The following is a 16,620-nucleotide window of genomic DNA, read 5'->3' on the forward strand; positions in this document are numbered from 1 at the left end:
TCCTGCCTCTCCTACTTCGTCACGATCGGGGCGATCTTGCTGATCGGCTCGGCCAGCGCGTTGATCGCGTCCGACAGCGCCTTCAGCTCGGCCTTGGACAGCTCGTTGTGCAGCTGCCAGCCATCGCCCTTCTGGTGCTTACCCAAGGCGGCCTCGGCCGCGGCGAACTTCTCGTCCAGCGTCTTGACCAGGTCGGGCGCGCGCTCGTCCAGCACTGGGCGGAGCGCCTGCACGGCGGCCTTGGAGCCCTGAACGTTGGCGTCGAAGTCCCACAGGTCGGTGTGCGACCAGGTGTCCTCCTCGCCGGTGATCTTGCCGGTGGCGACCTCGTCGAGCAACTCCTTGGCGCCGTTGGCCAGGTTGAGCGGGGTCAGCTCGGCGGAGTTGGACTTGGCCACGATGGTCTTGACGTCGGCGATCAGCTTGTCGGCCACCGGGCCGTCCTTGCTGATGTCCTTGGTGATCCAGAGATCCTTCTCGATCTTGTGGAAGCCGGTCCACTTCTCGCCGGCCGCCAGGTCGGCCTCGCGGGCGTCGATCGCCGGGTCCAGGTCACCGAAGATCTCCGCGACCGGCTCGATGCGCTCCCAGTACGTACGCGCGACCGGGAAGAGCTCCTTGCCCTTGGCGATGTCGCCCGCCTTGACCGCGTCGACGAACTCCTGCGTCTTGATCAGCAGCGTGTCGCTCTGCGTCTTGATGTAGCGCTTGTAGCTGGCGGTGGCCTCGGCCAGCTTGGCGTTGTCGGTGAGCGGCTTGTGCTCACCGGTCACCTTGAGCGCGTTGCGCAGGCCCTTGCCCACCATGCCGGGCTTGCAGGCCGTCTCGTACGCCCCGGCGGGCAGTTCGGCGATGACCTCGCGGGTCAGGCCCGGCACGATGTTCTCCACCTCGGCCATGACGCGGTCACCCGGCGCGTACACGTAGAACTCGGTGACCTTGGTGCCGCCGTTGGTGATCGTGAACGTGCTGGTGCCCGCGGGCACCTCGGCGGTGGCGACCTTGCACTCGGTGTCGGAGGCGGCGACGCTGATCTTCCCCGGCTTGGCGGGTGCGGCGGAGCCGGTCGTGGCCGGCGTCCCTGAGCCGCAGGCGGCCAGGGTGAACGCGCCGACCATCAGGGCGAGGCCGCGGGCGGTGGAGTTAAGCATGACGCTCCTGTTCGGGCGCGGCGGTGGACTTCGCCGGGGCAGAGGTCGACTGGGGGCGGCGCAGGAAGAGGATGAGGGTCGGCACGAGATAGAGGACCCAGGCCAGGGCCTCCAGCACGCTCGGCTGGGGAGTGATGTTGAGCATTCCGGCCAGCAGCGCGCCGTACCAGGAGTCGGCGGGCAGGATCGCGCTGATGTCGAAGGCGTAGGTGGTCAGGCCCGGCAGGATGTTGGCCTCCTGCAGGTCGTGCACGCCGTACTTGAAGATGCCGGCGGCCACCAGGATCAGCAGCAGGCCCGTCCAGGTGAAGAACTTGGTGAGGTTGATCTTCAGGGCGCTGCGGTAGATGCCCCACCCGATCGCCACCGAGGTGAGCAGGCCCAGGCTGATGCCGATGAGCGGATCCGCGGGGTTGTTGACGCCCCCGGCGGATGCGGTGAAGCTCTGGACGGAGGCGAAGAACAGCAGCGCCGTCTCCAGCCCTTCACGGGCCACGGCCAGGAAGGCCATCACGACCACGGCGAGGGAGCCCATCTCGAGCGCCTCCGTGAGCTTGCCGCGCAGCTCCTTGGAGAGCGCGCGGGCCATGCGGCGCATCCAGAAGATCATCCAGGTGACGAACACCACGGCCAGCAGCGAAGTGATCGCGTCGAAGAGCTCCTGCCCCGTGTGACCGAGGTTGGCCGCTGTGAAGGTCAGCAGCGCGCCGAAACCGACGGCCAGCGCGAGGGCGGCCACGACGCCGACCCAGACGTGTGGCAGCTTGTCCTTTCGGTCACTTTTGACCAGGAAGGCGATCAGGACGGAGACGACGAGCGTCGCCTCCAGTCCTTCTCGCAGTCCTATGAGGTAGCTGGCGAACACCGACACTCCCGCGCGCTGTAGGAAAGGCTTACCTAAATTAGGGCAGGTGGAGCCTACATAATGCAAGCGGGCTGTCGCACAAAAGAGCGGCTCCCCCGTGCCAGGCAGGGGGAGCCGCGGCTAAAAATCAGGCAAAGGCCCAGGTGAAGACGTGCATCGCCCCCTCCTGGACCGGCGAGAAGGTGATGCTCTTCACCCTCTTGGCCGGGTCGAGCGCGATCGGCTGCGCCGCGAAGACGTACGAGCCGAGCGGCCGCATCATCCACGAACCGTTGTAGAGCTGATACGGCGTCGAGGCCACGACCTGGTTGCCGTATCGGGGCTGGCCGCCGCCGAAGTCCAGCATCCAGTCACTGAGCCCGAGCTTGCCGGTGCCGGTGGAGCCGTCGGTGTAGGTGATCGTCGCGGTAACCTCCGACCAGCCGTTGGTGGTTGAGCCCAGGAAGGCGATCTTCGTGGCCCCGGCGGGCGCGGCCACCTCGATCGGCTGGGTCCCCACCTTGACGTTGTCCCATTCGCCGGGCTTGCGGTTCGGCCAGGTGAACTCGAAGCCGTTCCATGAGACCTTGCCGCCCGGCTTGAGCCCGGCCGCGGCCAGGGCCTGCCCCGAGTAGCTGAAGGCCGCCGCGTCGAGGTTGGCCAGCCCCGACTCGGCGTCGTCGCCGATGCCCGCGAGGTTGTGCGACCACTCGGGCGTGCCGCGGGTGGCCACGTTCAGCCGCACGCTGGCCGTGAGGTCGCCGGCGGTCGTGGCGCCGCTGGAGTAGGTCGGCGCGGTGACGGAGATCGGCACGGTGACGAAGCCGAGCGCGGTGCCCGACGCCACCGAGACCTGGACCGCCTGGGTGGCCTTGCCCAGCGCCGGGACGGTCAGCGTGCCGCTCGCCGGGGTCACGGTGATCCCGGCCGGCGGCTTGGCCTGCCACTTGACGGTGCCCGCGGCGCCCGTGGACTGCACCGCGAGCGTGGCAGCGAAGGTCCCGCCCGGCTCGACGGGCCCGCTGCCCGGATTGAACCCGGCGAGGTAGGTCTTGGCGCCCTCGTTGAAGCTCGGCGGCGCGTTCGTCGTGCCGGTGCCGAACGTGGTGTTCGGCGAGGACCCGAGCGTGAAGTCGAGCCGGCCGCCCTGGAGGGCGAACGATTCGGGCAGCCACGCCTTGCCGGACGTCGTGCCGTTGACCTTGAGCGTCTGGATGTAGCGGTTGGTGGAGCCGGGGGAGTAGATGTCGATGTTGCCCTGCGGCCGCTTGATGTTGATCTTGTCGAACAGCGGGGTGTTGACCAGTAGCTCGGCCCGGCCGGGAATCGCCGGGAACAGGCCCATCGCCGACCAGACGTACCAGGACGCCATCGCGCCCAGGTCGTCGTTGCCGACCAGTCCGTCAGGCCCGGGTTTGAACAGCTCCTGCTGTACCCGTCGCACCAGATCCTGGGTCTTGTACGGCTGCCCGGCCCACGCGTACAGCCACGGCGACGGCAGCGCGGGCTCGTTACCGAGGTAGGCGTAGGGCTCGTTCGGCCCGGCGTTGAGCGCCTTGAAGTAGTTGTCCAGCCGGGGGATGGCCTTGGCGTTGCCGCCCATCGCGTCGAACAGCCCGCGCGGGTTGTGCTGGACCATCCAGTGGTACTGGGCGCCGTTGCCCTCGATGTAGGAGTCGGGGCTCGCGGGGTCGAAGGGCGAGGTGAACGACCCGTCCGCCATCTTGGGCTGGATCCAGGAGTTGGCCGGGTTGTAGGTGTTCTGCCAGGACTGCGAGCGCTTCATGAAGGTGGCGGATACGTCGCGGTAGCCGAGCCGGGAGGCCAGCTGGGCGATGCCGAAGTCGGCGATGCCGTACTCCAGCGTCATGGACGGGTCCGAGACGACATAGCCCTTGTTCATGAAGGCGGCGTTGCCCGGCCGCTCGTCGTACTTGATCTGCGGGTGGCCGATGTCCATCCCGCCGACCCGCTGGGCCGCCGTGACCATCGACTTCATCGCGTCGGCGGCCGGGAAGTTCCGGGCGCCGAAGGCGTACAGGCTGGAGACGATCGAGTGGTACGGGTCGCCGACCATGACGCCGGTGATCTCGTTCTGCAGCGACCAGCGGTCCCAGACGTCGCCGAGCAGGTGCGCGTTCTCGTACATGGTCTGGGCGATGTCGCTGCCCACGGCCGGGTCGAGCAGGGCCAGGAGCTGTACCTCGCTGCGGTAGACGTCCCAGCCGGAGAACGTCGCGTAGTGGTGGCGGCCGGCGGCGACGGTGTGGAGCTTGCCGTCCGAGCCGGTGTAGGTGCCGTCGGCGTCCTCGGCTACGTGCGGCTGCAGCAGCGCGTGGTAGAGGTTGCTGTAGAAGGTGCGCCGCTGGTCGGCGGTGCCGCCGGAGACCAGCACCTGGCTGAGCCGGTCGTTCCAGACGGAGGCCCCGTTCAGGGCGACCGAGTCGTACCCGGTGGTGCCGACCTCCGCGTCGAGGTTCTTCTTCGCGCCGTCCACGCTCACGTACGACAGGCCGACCCGCATCTGCACCGGCTTGGTGCCGTCGAACTCCAGGTAGGCGCCTGAGCCGGGCCCGTTCACGACGACGTCGCCGGCCGTCACGGCCTCCGCCTCGGCGACCTTGGCGGCCGAGGCGTTCTTGACCGATGGGGCGCCCGGCTGGACGAGGTCGTCCTTCCAGGTGCCGTAGGACGTGATCGGCTGGTCGAAGGTGGCGTGGAAGTAGACCTTGTAGCGCATCGGCGTGCCGCAGAAGCCACCGGTCTGCACCCAGCCCTGGACGGTGTTGCCACTGATCTTGGTCTCGCCGTCGTCCACGCCGTTGATCGAGCCGCTGGTGTTGAGCAGCAGCGTGCCCGGCTTGCCGGCGGGGAAGGTGAACCGCCCGACGCCGGCCCGCTGGGTCGCGGCCAGCTCCGCCTTCACCCCGGTGTCGAGGGTGGTGGTGTAGGAGCCAGGCGTGGACTTCTCGTTGTCATGCTTGTACGTCTGGACGTAGTCCATGCCATGCGTAGCAGGCGATTTATCGATTTTTCCGGAGATCGGCATCACGGGGAAGTCCTGCGCCCCAGTGCAGCCGGGGCCGTTGATGTGGGTCATGGAGAAGCCGCGTAAGCGGTTGTCCTCCCACTTGTAGCCACCTCCGGCGTTCGCCACCGTGTCGGGGCTCCACTGCATCATCCCGAACGGCAGGACGGCGCCGGGGAAGTTCATCCCGGCCCCACCGCCGTGACCGAAGTCGGGACCCGCCTCCTGAGTGCCGAGGAAAGTGTTGACCAACGCGACCGGATACGGTTCTGGGGCGGTCCCCGGAGCGGCGGTAACAGCGCCGGCCGGGATCGCCGTCGCGGCCACAAGGGCGGCGACCATCGGTAAAGACCACAGAGACAAGGTCGTCCTCCAGGGTTGAGATCATTTCATGGCAGCGTGAATCGCCCGCGCGCGTCAACGCGCAGAAGTTCCGGCCACAAGTTGCCACCGGCCTGACGGCCACCGGCGGAGTTGCTAGGGGTTGGCTGATAACGGCGCCCTTGACAAATTCGGCGTTACTCCTGGTCGATTCACGACTTCTGATCGATTCACGGCAGCAGGGAAATGGCCCATGTCCACTGTTCTGGTCGAGCAATCCGCAGACACCCGATCGCCGTCCGTCCGCCTGGCGCGGCTGGCGGATCCCGGCTCTCTCATACCGCTCCACGCCGCCGACGACAGCGGTGTCCAGGCCGTGTCCGGCCTGGTCGGCGGCTCGCCCATCGTCGCCTACTGCACCGACGCCACGCGGATGGGCGGCGCCCTGGGCGCGCCGGGCGCCCGCCACATCGTGGCCGCCATCGAGGCCGCCGTACGGCTCGACTGCCCGGTGATCGGGTTGTGGCATTCGGGCGGGGCCCGGCTCGCGGACGGTGTGGAATCCATGGACGGCGTGGGCCGGATGTTCGCCGCCATGACGAAGGCGTCCGGTGTCGTTCCGCAGATCTCCGTCATTCTCGGGCCCGCCGCGGGCGCCGCGGCTTATGGCCCGGCGCTCACCGATATCGTCATCATGGCCGACGCGGGGCGCGTCTTCGTGACCGGTCCCGATATCGTGCGGAGCGTCACCGGCGAGAAAATCGACATGGCCGGACTCGGCGGTCCGGAAGCGCATGGCGGTAAATCCGGGGTCGCCCACATCGTCGTCGGAAACGAGGACGAGGCATATGAGCGGGCCCGCCGCCTCGCCGGATTCTTCGCCCGTCCCGGCAGCTTCGACCTCGACCTGTTGCAGGACGACTGGGAGGACCTGGGCGCGCTGCTGCCCGAATCGCCGCGCCGCGCCTACGACGTGCGGCCCCTGGTGCGCGGCGTCATGGACCGAGACGAGCACGGGCCGGTGTTCGAGGAGTTGCAGCCCCGCTGGGCGCCGAACATGCTGGTCGGCCTCGGCCGTCTCGGCGGCCGGACCGTCGGCCTGCTCGCGAACAATCCCCTGCGCAAGGGCGGCTGCCTCGACTCGCTGTCGGCCGAGAAGAGCTCGCGCTTCGTCCGCATGTGCGACGCGCTGGGCGTCCCGATCGTCGTCCTGGTGGACGTGCCCGGCTACCTGCCGGGGGTCGGGCAGGAATGGGGCGGGGTCGTCCGGCGGGGCGCCAAGCTGCTGCACGCTTTCGCCGAGTCGGTCGTGCCCAGGGTCACGCTGATCACCCGCAAGTCGTACGGCGGCGCCTACATCGCCATGAACTCCCGCTCCCTCGGCGCCACGACGGTCTTCGCCTGGCCCGACGCCGAGGTGGCGGTGATGGGCGCCGAGGCGGCGGTCGGCGTCCTGCACAGGAAGGCACTCGCCGCGGCCACCGAGGCCGAGCGGCCCGAGCTGCTGGCCCGGCTGGTCGAGGAGCACCAGCGGATCTCCGGTGGGGTCGAACGGGCGATGTCGCTCGGCGTGGTCGACGAGGTCATCGCGCCCGCGACCACGCGCTTCCGGCTCGCCGAGGCCCTCGCCCGCGCACCGCACACGAGAGGACGGCATTCCAACATCCCTCTGTGAAGCTCCGTGGACGACCCCGAAAAGGCGCGCGAGGCGCCTTTTCGGGGCTTTCGCGTCAGCTGAACACCTGCGCCCGCATGGACTCCTCGCCCGTGAGGCTGGCCGGCAGCTCGGTGCGCCGGGTGACGTTGAGCTTGCGGTAGATCCGCGTCAGGTGCTGCTCCACCGTGCTCACCGTGATGAACAGCTTGGCGGAGATCTCCCTGTTGGTGTAGCCCTCGGCCGCCAGCGCCGCCACCCGCCGCTCGGCGTCGCTGAGGATCCCCGTCACACCGGCGGAGTTCGCGGCGCTCCGGTCGCCCTTGCCGCCCCGGTTGAGCGCCAGGGTCAGCGGCTCGGCCTGGCATTCCACCGCGAGCAGCCGGGCGCGCCTGCCGAACATGCCCGCCCGCCGATACTCGCCGTTGGCGTGGTAGGCCGCCGTCAGGTCGAACAGCGTCCTGGCCAGCTCGTACCGGTCGCCGCCCGACTGCAGCAGATCCGCCGACTTGCGCAGCAGCATCGGGCGGTGCCGCGTCTCGCTCACCGCCGCCAGCAGGCGCATCGCGATGCCCTGCACGCGCCTGGACTGCTGCCCGCACCGGGCGAGCTGCTCGTCGATCAGGCGGCGCGCCTCCTCGTGGTCGCCCAGGCGGATCAGCGCCTCGGCCGCGTCCGTACGCCACGCGATGAACCCCGGCACGTCCAGCTCCCACCTGCGCATGAGCTCGCCGCAGAGCTGGAAGTCGCGCAGCGCCTGGTGCGGCTGGCCCGCCATGAGGTTGAAGCGGCCCTTGCCGTGCAGGTACTGCAGGCCGAACCTGGTCTCCAGCATCGCCTCGGGCACCGGCTGGTTGAACTGCCGCACGTAGTCGTCCAGCCGCCCCATCGCCGCGCCCGCCTGCAGCAGGCTGCCCAGCGGCCCGCCGACGGCCACACCCCAGCTGGTGGCCGGGATGATCTCCAGGGCCCGCTGCGCGTCGTAGGCCGCCGCCGCCAGGTCGCCCCTGCGCAGGCCGATCTCCGCCCGGATGGCGGACAGCCGGGCCTGCCTGCTCGGGGCGCGCCGCGAGGCCGCCTCGTCGATGAACGCGTCGCACCAGGGCGCCGCCTTGCCCGGCCGGTCCGTGTACGTCAGCGCCAGCAGCGCGGTCTCCACCGTGTCCATCGTCATCTCGTCCAGCCGGGAGCCGCGCAGGATGCGCTCGGCCGTCGCCACGGTCTCCTCACGGGGACCCTGGGTCAGGACGCTGGCCAGCACGCCGGCCGACTCCATCCGGCGGCCGACGACGACGGACGAGGCGGCGCTGCTCGCCTGCTCACCGCTGACCTCCGGCAGGTGCGGCAGGAACGAGGGGTACAGGCTGCGGAACCAGGGGCGGGCCGCGGCCAGCTCGGCCACGGTCTCCTGGTCCAGCTCGGCCAGCTCGTTGAGGTGGGCCAGGACGTCCTTCGCGTCCGCCACGTGCCCGTGCCACAGCAGCGCCTTGGCCAGCACCACCGTGTCGCCGCCGCCCAGGTAGCCCTTGTGCAGGGCGTCGGTCAGCTCGGCCAGGTGCGTGGCGGGGGCGCTCGGGTTGATCCGCCACTCCGCCCGTACGAGCGTGGTGGTGATCCTGGCCCGCCGCCGCTCGTCCACGCAGGCCCGCCAGGCGAGCTTGAGGTATTCGATGGCCGACTCCACGCCGTCGTCGCGGAGCGCCTGCCGCGCCGCCTCCTCAAGGACCGAGATGGCCCAGGGGTCGCCGGCGTGGCTGGCCTGCAGCAGGTGCTCGGCGACGACGGCCGCCGGGGCGCCGCTCTCGTACGTCAGCTCGGCGGCCCGGCGGTGCAGGTCGATCCGCTCGGCGGCGTCGAGGTCGGCGAGCACGGCCGCCCTGGCCGCCGGGTGGCGGAAGTGGCCGTGCTCCAGCACGCCGGCGCCGGTCAGCGCCTGGATCGCCTTGGCGACCGCCGCCTCGCCCTCGTCCAGCAGCCGGTCGGTCGCCGTCTCGCCGCCCGGAGACCGGCCGCCCGGCAGGTCGCCGCTGCTCAGCAGCTTGATGACGGCGCTCTCGCCGCCGCCGAGCAGCGGGCCGATCGAGGCGGGTTCGCCCAGTACGGCCAGCGCCCTGGCGACCACCGTCATCCGGCGGTCGGCGCGGCGCAGGCAGGCCACCGTGCCCTCGCCATACCTCGCGCCGGGGGCGCCGGTGGCCTGGAAGTCCTCCACGAGCGCGGTCACCAGCAGCCGGTTGCCGCCGCTCAGGGCGTAGCAGTCGGCCGCGAACCCGCCGGCGGCCGCGGCGCCCGCCCGGACGGTCACCCAGCGCGCCACCTCATCGGCGGACAGGTGGGTGAGCCGGATGGGCCGGCAGTGCGGCTGCCGCAGCACCTCGGTGTGGAAGAGCGTCTGGACGTGCGCGCTGTGGTCCGGCGCGCTGAAGACCAGCATGACCTGGGCGAACTTGACCCGCCGCGCCAGATAGGCCAGGCAGAGCTGCGAGGCCCGGTCGGCCTGGTGGACGTCGTCCACGACGATCACCAGCGGGCAGCGCTCGGACAGTTCGAGCAGGGCCGCGCAGAGCGCGTCGACGATCTGCACGTCCATGTGGTCGATGGCCTCGGCCTGCGGATCGCTCGACAGCTGCGAGCTCATGCCCTCGTGCAGCAGGTCCATGGTCGCGGCCCGCTGCTCCTCCGTCAGGGGCGCGTTGTGCAGCAGCTGGGCCAGCACGCCGAGCGGTAGGCCACTCTCCGCCAGGGATCCCGTGGCGGTGAGCGGTAACGCGCCGTGCTCGAAGGCCTGTTCCGCGAACGCGTACAGGAGCTCGCTCTTGCCGGTCGCGATGGCGCCGGTCACCATGGCGATCCTGCCCTTGCCGGCCACCGTCTCGCGCAGCAGTTCCTCCAGGGAGGTCAGGCCCTCCCGTCGTTCGTCCATGGCCATGATCGGCCTCCCCTTTTTCGTTCGTCGGCTGTCAGAGTCGGCTGGATGTCAGAGTCGGCTGGGTGTCAGAAGGGCAGCCTGCGGCCGGACGGCGTGCGCAGGTCCAGACGGCCTCGGGTACGGGGGCCGCGCGGGCGCTGCCGGTGGATTCTCTTCGGCATCACGGGTCTCCTTCTCCTCGGTGGGTCGTGCGTCGGGGGTGAGGCGGGCGCGGGCGGCGCGGACGGCCGAGTAGGCGGCCGTGGCGATGTCCGCGTCGATGCCGGCGCCCCAGGTGACGGCGCCGCCCATCCGGCACTCGGCGTAGATCACCGTCTCGTCGTTCGAGCGGTCGCCGGGCCCGCTCGGCTGCTCGTGGTCGAGTGGGCGGCCGGTACGGTGCACGACGTGGACCTGGATGCCCCAGGGCGCCAGCACCGAGCCGAGCGCGCGGCAGGCGTCGGCCCGGTCGCCGCCGACGTCGAAGCGCCCGTCGATGTACAGCGCCGCCGTCACCGGCTCCCGCCCCACGGGCAGGGGCTCCGACGGGTCGCCGTGGAAGAGGTACTCGGCGCGGAAGATGGCCCCGATCCGGCTCGGCGACAGCTCGCCGCCCACCGCGTCGGCCTGCGCCTGGACCTTGGCCGACAGGTCGGCCTGCATGCCGCGCGGCAGGTTGAGCCCGTGCCAGGCGCTCATCACGTAGGCGACGCCGCCCTTGCCGGACTGGCTGTTGACCCGCACGACCGCCTCGTACGTACGGCCCACGTCCTTGGGGTCGACGGGCAGGTACGGCATACGCCACGGCAGCTCGGCGACGTCGGCGCCGCGCTCGTCGGCCGTCCGCTCCAGGTCGTCGAAGCCCTTCTTGATGGCGTCCTGGTGCGAGCCGGAGAAGGCGGTGTAGACGAGGTCGCCGCCGTAGGGGTGCCGGGGATGCACCGGCAGCTCGTTGCAGAGCTCGACCGTGCGCCGGATCGCGTTGATGTCGGAGAAGTCGATGCCCGGGTCGATCCCGTGGGCGTACATGTTCATGCCCAGCGTCACCAGGCAGACGTTGCCGGCGCGCTCGCCGTTGCCGAACAGGCAGCCCTCGATCCGCTCGGCGCCGGCCAGCAGGGCCAGCTCGGCGGCGGCCACCCCGGTGCCGCGGTCGTTGTGCGGGTGGATGGACAGGCAGACGTGCTCGCGGCGCGACAGGTTGCGGTCGAGCCATTCGATCTGGTCGGCGAACACGTTGGGCAGCGACCGCTCGACCGTCGTCGGGAAGTTGAGGATGATGCCGCGTCCCCGCTCCGGCTGCCAGACGTCCATGACGGCCTCGCACACCTCAAGGGAGAAGTCGAGCTCGGTCTCGTTGAAGAGCTCGGGGGAGTACTGGTAGCCCAGGTCGCAGTCGCGCAGCGTCCGCTCGGCGTACTTCATCATCAGGCGCGTGCCCTGGACGGCCAGGTCCTTGCACTCGGCGCGGCTCATGTCGAAGACCACCCGCCTGAAGAGCGGCGACGTGGCGTTGTACACGTGGATCATGGCCCGGGGCGCCCCTTCGAGGCACTCCACGGTCCGCTCGATCAGCTCGTCGCGGGCCTGCGTGAGCACGGTGATCCGCACATCGTCGGGGATCCGGTCCCGCTCGATCAGCAGGCGGACGAAGTCGTAGTCGTTCTGGCTGGCGACGGGAAAGCCGACCTCGATCTCCTTGTAGCCGATTTCCACCAGGAGGTCGAACATCTTGAGCTTGCGCTCAGGTGTCATCGGGTTGGCCAGCGACTGGTTGCCGTCACGTAGATCGGTCGATAACCAGCGGGGCGCCGCCACTATCCGATTGCTCGGCCAAGTGCGGTCGGTCAGGTCTACGGGCGTGAATCCAGCGTAACGCTCAAAGCCTTTCATCGTCAGACGTCCTTTCCTGAATGACTTCCCGTGGGAGCGGTCAAATGGAGGTTTTGGATGTCGAAGGCGGGCTCCACGCCCAGCTCGGCTTCCAGCAGCGCGCGCAGCCCTTCATAGGCGCGCCAGGCGTCGGCGCGCCGGCCCGCGCGGCCGAGTGCCGTGATGAGCTGGGTATGGAAGTTCTCGTTCAAGGGATAGGCGGCCACGAGCACGCGGAGTTCGTCGATGAGTTCGCCGTGCAGGCCCAGCCGGATCCTGGTCTCCAGGTGCATCTCCACCGCCCGCAGCCGCTGCTCGTCGAGCGCGGTGGCGCGCGGGCCGAGCACCGCGCCCCTCGGCACGTCGGCCAGCGGGGGGCCGGACCACATGGACAGCGCTTTCCGAAGGACCAGGTCGGCGGCCTCGTGGTCGCCCGCGCGGTGGTGGCCGGCGGCCCGCTCGACCAGCCGGGGGAAGACGAGGGCGTCCACCCGTTCCGGGTCGGCGCGCAGCAGGTAGCCGGGCGCTCGGGTGACGACCAGCTGGGCCACGACCGGGCCCATTCTCAGCAGAATTCGGCGGAGGTGATAAATGTGCGTCTGAAGGGTCTTGACGGCGTCTTTCGGCTCGTTCTCGCTCCACAATTCATGGATAAGGAGATCGACGTCGACGACCTTTCCCGCGTTGAGCGTGAGTAACGCGAGGACCTGCCGGACCTTCGGCCCCACCGGGATATGGGACTGGCCGCGGTCGTCGACCATCTCCATCGGCCCCAGTAACTTGAAATCCGGCATCAGATTCCCTAACGTGAGGATTCTCAGTTCGGTGAGGCGGGAATGTGATTCCGTGCCCCGACCGACGACCTCAAGCTATAGGGGTGGCGGTGACCGGACAAGGCGGATCCCCAGGAGTTCGGGGTGGCGCGCCGAGAGTTGTACGGGGGGTATCTAAAGTACCAATGCCGACTACAACTTTCGGATGCCGCCCTTACCGGATCCCTTACCGAGGGCCACAATCCGGTCATGGTCAGCTTATCGGTGTCCAATCAAGCGCCAGGTGTCACCGCCCTGCGATCCAGTGCGCGGGTGCTCCGGCTGTGCTTCGTCGAGGCCCGTCCTGCCGTACTCGCCGTGTCCACCCTTCGATTCATGACCGGAGCCGTGCTCGCCCTCCCGGTCTCGCCAGTGCCGGAACCGGCGAAAGTGCTGCAGGGGGCCGCGGCCTGGGTTCTGTCGATCTTCGCCATCTACCTGCTCAACGGCGTCACCGACGTCACGGAGGACCGGGTCAACGGGTCCGGCCGGCCGATCGCCCGCGGTGATCTCGCCCCGCGGACCGCGGCCGTGGTGGCCGCCGTCGCGGCCGTTCTCTCGATCGCCGCGACCGCCGGACTGCCCCCGGCGCTGACCTGGATCGTCGGGCTCAACCTGGTCCTCGGCTACCTCTACTCGGCGCCGCCGTTCCACCTCAAGAGCGGCTCGACCGGCACGGTCGTGGTGCTGTGCACGTCGGGGCTGCTGTCGTACTGGGGCGGGCTGACCGCCATCACCGGCGGCGAGAGCCTGTCCACGCCGAAGGGCCTGATCGTGTTCGCGGTCGCCGCCACCTGCTGGATGGCCTTCGTGGGCGTACCCGCCAAGGATCTGTCCGACATCGAGGGAGACGCCGCGGCGGGCCGGCGGACCATCGCGGTGACCTGCGGAGAGCGGAAGTCACGTCATTGCATGTACGTCGCCGCGCTCACGCTGGCCGCCGCGCTCGGCGTGGCCGTCGTGTTCTTCCGCGTGCCGCTCGCCGGTGTCTGCCTCGCCATGGCGGCGGGCACGGTCGCGGTGATCGCGGCGGGCCAATCAGCCGCCAAGGGCGGAAGTGATCAACAACGCCGGCCTTACAGGGCGTTCATGGTGACGCAGCACCTAGTTCACATTACCGCGCTGATCTCTAATATCTGACCTTATATGTTGCTTTGGTGAGGCACCTGCGAGATAGTTGGGGCACGCGCGTCCCATGGCCAAGGGGGCTCCTTGGATGCGGCATACGATGCTGAGAACGACCCTGCGAGATTCGTTGATGCTTGTCGAGAAGAAATCCTCAGGGAATTCGAGTCGCAGCTCCAGGCCACCGGCAACGCGCTCTCCGCGGATCCGCGCGCCACGCACCAAGCCGTAATGACCGCCGAGTTCGTCCTCGACGATGTGGCGGCCACGCTCCGTGCCGGAAAAGTGCAGGTCAACGAGCTCTATAAGTTCCACGCATGGGAAGTCGGCACTACTCGCGCCTCGAGCGGAGTTCATCCGAAAGCCTCTCTTGAGGCGGGCTCACTTTTTTTCCGGGTTGCTCTGAGTCACCTCGCGCGGCGAATAGCCGTCGAGGCCGACTCGCCGGCCGAAGCATTCACACTCGTGGCCACCGGAATGGAGGAGAGCCTCTCCCGGCGAATCCGCGAGTCCGCCGAGAGCTATCACCGCTTCCTGCTCAACCAGGTGCAGGAGGCCCAGGGGGAGGAGCGCCGCCGCATCGCCCGTGAGCTGCACGATCGCATCGGCCATGGGATCAGCGTCGCGCACCAGCAGCTCGCTCTGTCGGAGGTGCACCGGGCCAGCGACCCGGCGCGGGCGGAGGTCAAGGTCGGGGTCGCTCAGCAGGCCATCCAGGAGACGATGGAGAACCTGCGGCAGATAACCTCCGAGCTGCATCCCCAGGTCCCCGTGAGGAGTCTGGAGAAGGCACTGCTCGGTTTCCTGGAGGCGGTCGAGGACGATGTCGTGTCCGTCGGCCTAGATGTGAACGGTGACGAGTCATGGGCGGAGCCGAGGGTCCTCGACGAGGCGTTCCTCATCATCCGGGAGGCCGCCCGCAACGCGCTCAGCCACGCCGGGCCCTCGGTGATCCTCATGCGGGTGGACATCGCGCCGCACGAGCTCAGCGCGACCGTCCAGGACAACGGGCAGGGCTTCGACCCGTCGTGCGCCCGCGAGCGTGGCGGCGTGGGCCTGACATCCATGCGGGAGCGCGCCGAGTTACTCGGGGGCAATGTGGCCATCTCCAGCGTCCCGGGCAACGGCTGTCTCGTCGAGCTCCTCATCCCTCTCAAGAGACAGCCCCATGAACCGGACCGACCGTAACACCAAGATCAGCGTCGCCATCGTGGACGACCATGCCCTCTTCCGCGAGGGCCTGCGTGAGATCCTCGAGGCCTCCGGCGAGATGAGCATCGTCGGCGAGGCCGGCGACTCCGCGACCGCGCTGGCCGTCGTCCTCGAGACCCGGCCCGACGTGGTCCTGCTCGACGTGGAGATCCCCGGCGACGAGGTGACCGAGACGGTCACCCGGATCCGGTGCCTGTCCCCGGAGACGCAGATCATCATCCTGAGCATGTACGACGGGCCGCAGCTGCTCACCAGGCTGCTGGCCGCGGGCATCCGCGGTTACCTGCTCAAGAGCGTCCACCGGCACGAGCTGATCGCGGCGATCAGGAGCGTGTACGAGGACCCGGCGCGGGTGGTGCTCGCGGTGTCGCGCCACAGCCTCGCGCATGTGGAGGGGCCGGCGCCCGGCGTGCTGTCGCAGAAGGAGCAGGAGGTGCTCCAACTGGCCGCGCAGGCGCTGAGCAACGGGCAGATCGCCCGCCGGCTCGGGCTCGCCGAGGCGACGGTGAAGCGGCACATGCGCAACATCTTCGTCAAGCTCAACGCCGTCTCCAGGATCGACGCCGTCAACAAGGCGCTCGCCGCGTCCCTGATCTCGCCCCAAAGCCGGAACGATCCCGACTGAGCCGCCTTGACCCCCGCGCCCTGAGCCCAATCGGGCCCTGAGGTTTGAGAACTGGGCTCGGCTGGGTGCGGGGTCAGAGCAGGAGTGAGCCCGACTGGTTCGCGCCGCCGGCCGGGAGGATGCCGGCCAGCCGGTCGCGGGTTTCTGGCGTCAGGCGGACACCGGAGGCGGCCAGGTTCATCTCCAGGTGCACCGGGTCGCGGGTGCTCGGCACGGGCACGACGTGATCGCCGTGGGAGAGCAGCCAGGCCAGCGCCAGCCGGCCGGCGCCCAGGTCGAGCTGGGCCGCCGCGGCCTCGATCTGCCGCAGCGGAGGCGTGCTCAGCCGCAGGTGTTCCTGCTGGAAGCGGGGGTCCTCGTGCCGCCAGTCACCGGTGCCGAGCTGGAGCGGTGACCTGATCCGGCCGGTGAGGAAGCCGCGGCCGAGCGGGCGGGCGGCGACCACGCCGAGGCCGAGCCGCCGCGCCTCGTCGAGGAGCTCCGGCGAGGCGTGCGGGCCCCAGAGCGAGTACTCCAGGGCGAGCGCGGTGACGGGATGCACGGCATGCGCCCGCCGTACCTGGTCGACCGTGGCGTTGGTCAGTCCGAGATGGCGGATCTTGCCCGCCCGCACGAGCTCCGACAGCCGGGACACAGCCTCCTCCACCGGGGTGCGGTCGTCCTGGCAGTACAGGTAGTACAGGTCGACGCAGTCGACACCGAGGCGTTGCAGCGACGCCTCGCAGGCCCGCGCCAGATGGTCGGGGCTCGCGTCGAACTCGATCGGCTCGCCGGGGCCGCCGCGGCGCACGCCGCCGCGCGTCGAGACCACCACCTCGTCGCGCCGCCCGGCGATGGCGCGGCCCACGAGGCGTTCCACCTCTCCGGCGGCGTAGAAGCCGGCGGTGTCCAGGAGCGTCACGCCACCGTCCAAGGCCCGGCGAATCAGCCCGAGCGCCTCATCGCCATCGATGGGGCCATAGGCGCCGCTGAGGGCCAGTGAGCCGAGTCCGATGTTCGAGATGTCCGGTCCATCCCGTCCCAGCCTCGTGTAACGCAATTGGACCGCCTTAGTGTGCCAATCGCAGA

At 69.6% G+C, this 16,620-nt stretch carries 11 protein-coding genes; 4 read left to right on the forward strand and 7 right to left on the reverse strand.

The annotated features are described in order from the left end of the window. Positions 1-11: 11 nt before the first annotated feature. The 3 genes from efeO to ACIBO2_RS03500 form a co-directional block, all read right to left on the reverse strand. Entirely contained in the window at positions 12-1,151 is a 1,140-nt protein-coding gene (gene efeO / locus ACIBO2_RS03490; RefSeq protein WP_358536432.1) for an iron uptake system protein EfeO, read from the reverse strand. Further along, positions 1,144-2,016, reverse strand: a complete 873-nt coding sequence (gene efeU / locus ACIBO2_RS03495; protein ID WP_358536435.1) for an iron uptake transporter permease EfeU — start codon at positions 2,014-2,016, stop codon at positions 1,144-1,146. Before efeU ends, efeO begins: the two co-directional genes overlap by 8 nt. Before the next feature lie 127 nt (positions 2,017-2,143). Next, positions 2,144-5,365 carry a GH92 family glycosyl hydrolase gene (locus ACIBO2_RS03500; RefSeq protein ID WP_397295147.1) on the reverse strand — a complete coding sequence of 1,074 codons (3,222 nt, stop codon included), beginning with the start codon at positions 5,363-5,365 and terminating at the stop codon, positions 2,144-2,146. A 232-nt stretch (positions 5,366-5,597) separates the two neighbouring features. Here ACIBO2_RS03500 and ACIBO2_RS03505 point away from each other — a divergent pair, with 232 nt between their 5' ends. Beyond that, positions 5,598-7,019 carry an acyl-CoA carboxylase subunit beta gene (locus ACIBO2_RS03505; protein ID WP_397295149.1) on the forward strand — a complete coding sequence of 474 codons (1,422 nt, stop codon included), beginning with the start codon at positions 5,598-5,600 and terminating at the stop codon, positions 7,017-7,019. A gap of 55 nt (positions 7,020-7,074) precedes the next feature. Here ACIBO2_RS03505 and ACIBO2_RS03510 read toward each other — a convergent pair whose 3' ends face one another. From ACIBO2_RS03510 to ACIBO2_RS03520, 3 genes are read right to left on the reverse strand one after another with little or no spacing between them, the layout of a single operon-like run. Beyond that, complete coding sequence (locus ACIBO2_RS03510; RefSeq protein WP_397295151.1) at positions 7,075-9,927, reverse strand: AAA family ATPase; 2,853 nt, start codon at positions 9,925-9,927, stop codon at positions 7,075-7,077. Positions 9,928-9,975: 48 nt separating this feature from the next. Then, positions 9,976-11,799, reverse strand: coding sequence for a 2-isopropylmalate synthase (locus ACIBO2_RS03515; RefSeq protein WP_358536447.1), 1,824 nt, complete (start codon positions 11,797-11,799; stop codon positions 9,976-9,978). 2 nt (positions 11,800-11,801) lie between these two features. Beyond that, positions 11,802-12,572 (reverse strand): AfsR/SARP family transcriptional regulator, encoded by a 771-nt coding sequence (locus tag ACIBO2_RS03520; protein WP_358536449.1) that lies wholly within the window; start codon positions 12,570-12,572, stop codon positions 11,802-11,804. A 228-nt stretch (positions 12,573-12,800) separates the two neighbouring features. Here ACIBO2_RS03520 and ACIBO2_RS03525 point away from each other — a divergent pair, with 228 nt between their 5' ends. The 3 genes from ACIBO2_RS03525 to ACIBO2_RS03535 all read left to right on the forward strand — a co-directional run bounded on the left by ACIBO2_RS03525 (position 12,801) and on the right by ACIBO2_RS03535 (position 15,552). Next, a complete protein-coding gene (locus ACIBO2_RS03525; RefSeq protein ID WP_358536451.1) occupies positions 12,801-13,730 on the forward strand; it encodes a UbiA family prenyltransferase in 930 nt (309 codons plus the stop codon). Between the two features lie 450 nt (positions 13,731-14,180). Beyond that, complete coding sequence (locus ACIBO2_RS03530; protein WP_358536453.1) at positions 14,181-14,903, forward strand: sensor histidine kinase; 723 nt, start codon at positions 14,181-14,183, stop codon at positions 14,901-14,903. Next, a complete protein-coding gene (locus tag ACIBO2_RS03535) occupies positions 14,884-15,552 on the forward strand; it encodes a response regulator transcription factor (protein ID WP_358536456.1) in 669 nt (222 codons plus the stop codon). The genes ACIBO2_RS03530 and ACIBO2_RS03535 overlap by 20 nt, the downstream gene beginning before the upstream one ends. Positions 15,553-15,625: 73 nt before the next feature. Here the strand turns inward: ACIBO2_RS03535 and ACIBO2_RS03540 are convergent, their stop codons facing one another. Next, a complete protein-coding gene (locus ACIBO2_RS03540) occupies positions 15,626-16,591 on the reverse strand; it encodes an aldo/keto reductase (RefSeq protein ID WP_397295155.1) in 966 nt (321 codons plus the stop codon). Positions 16,592-16,620 lie beyond the last annotated feature (29 nt).

Source organism: Nonomuraea sp. NPDC050022 (assembly GCF_044460705.1).
Lineage (GTDB): Bacteria > Actinomycetota > Actinomycetes > Streptosporangiales > Streptosporangiaceae > Nonomuraea.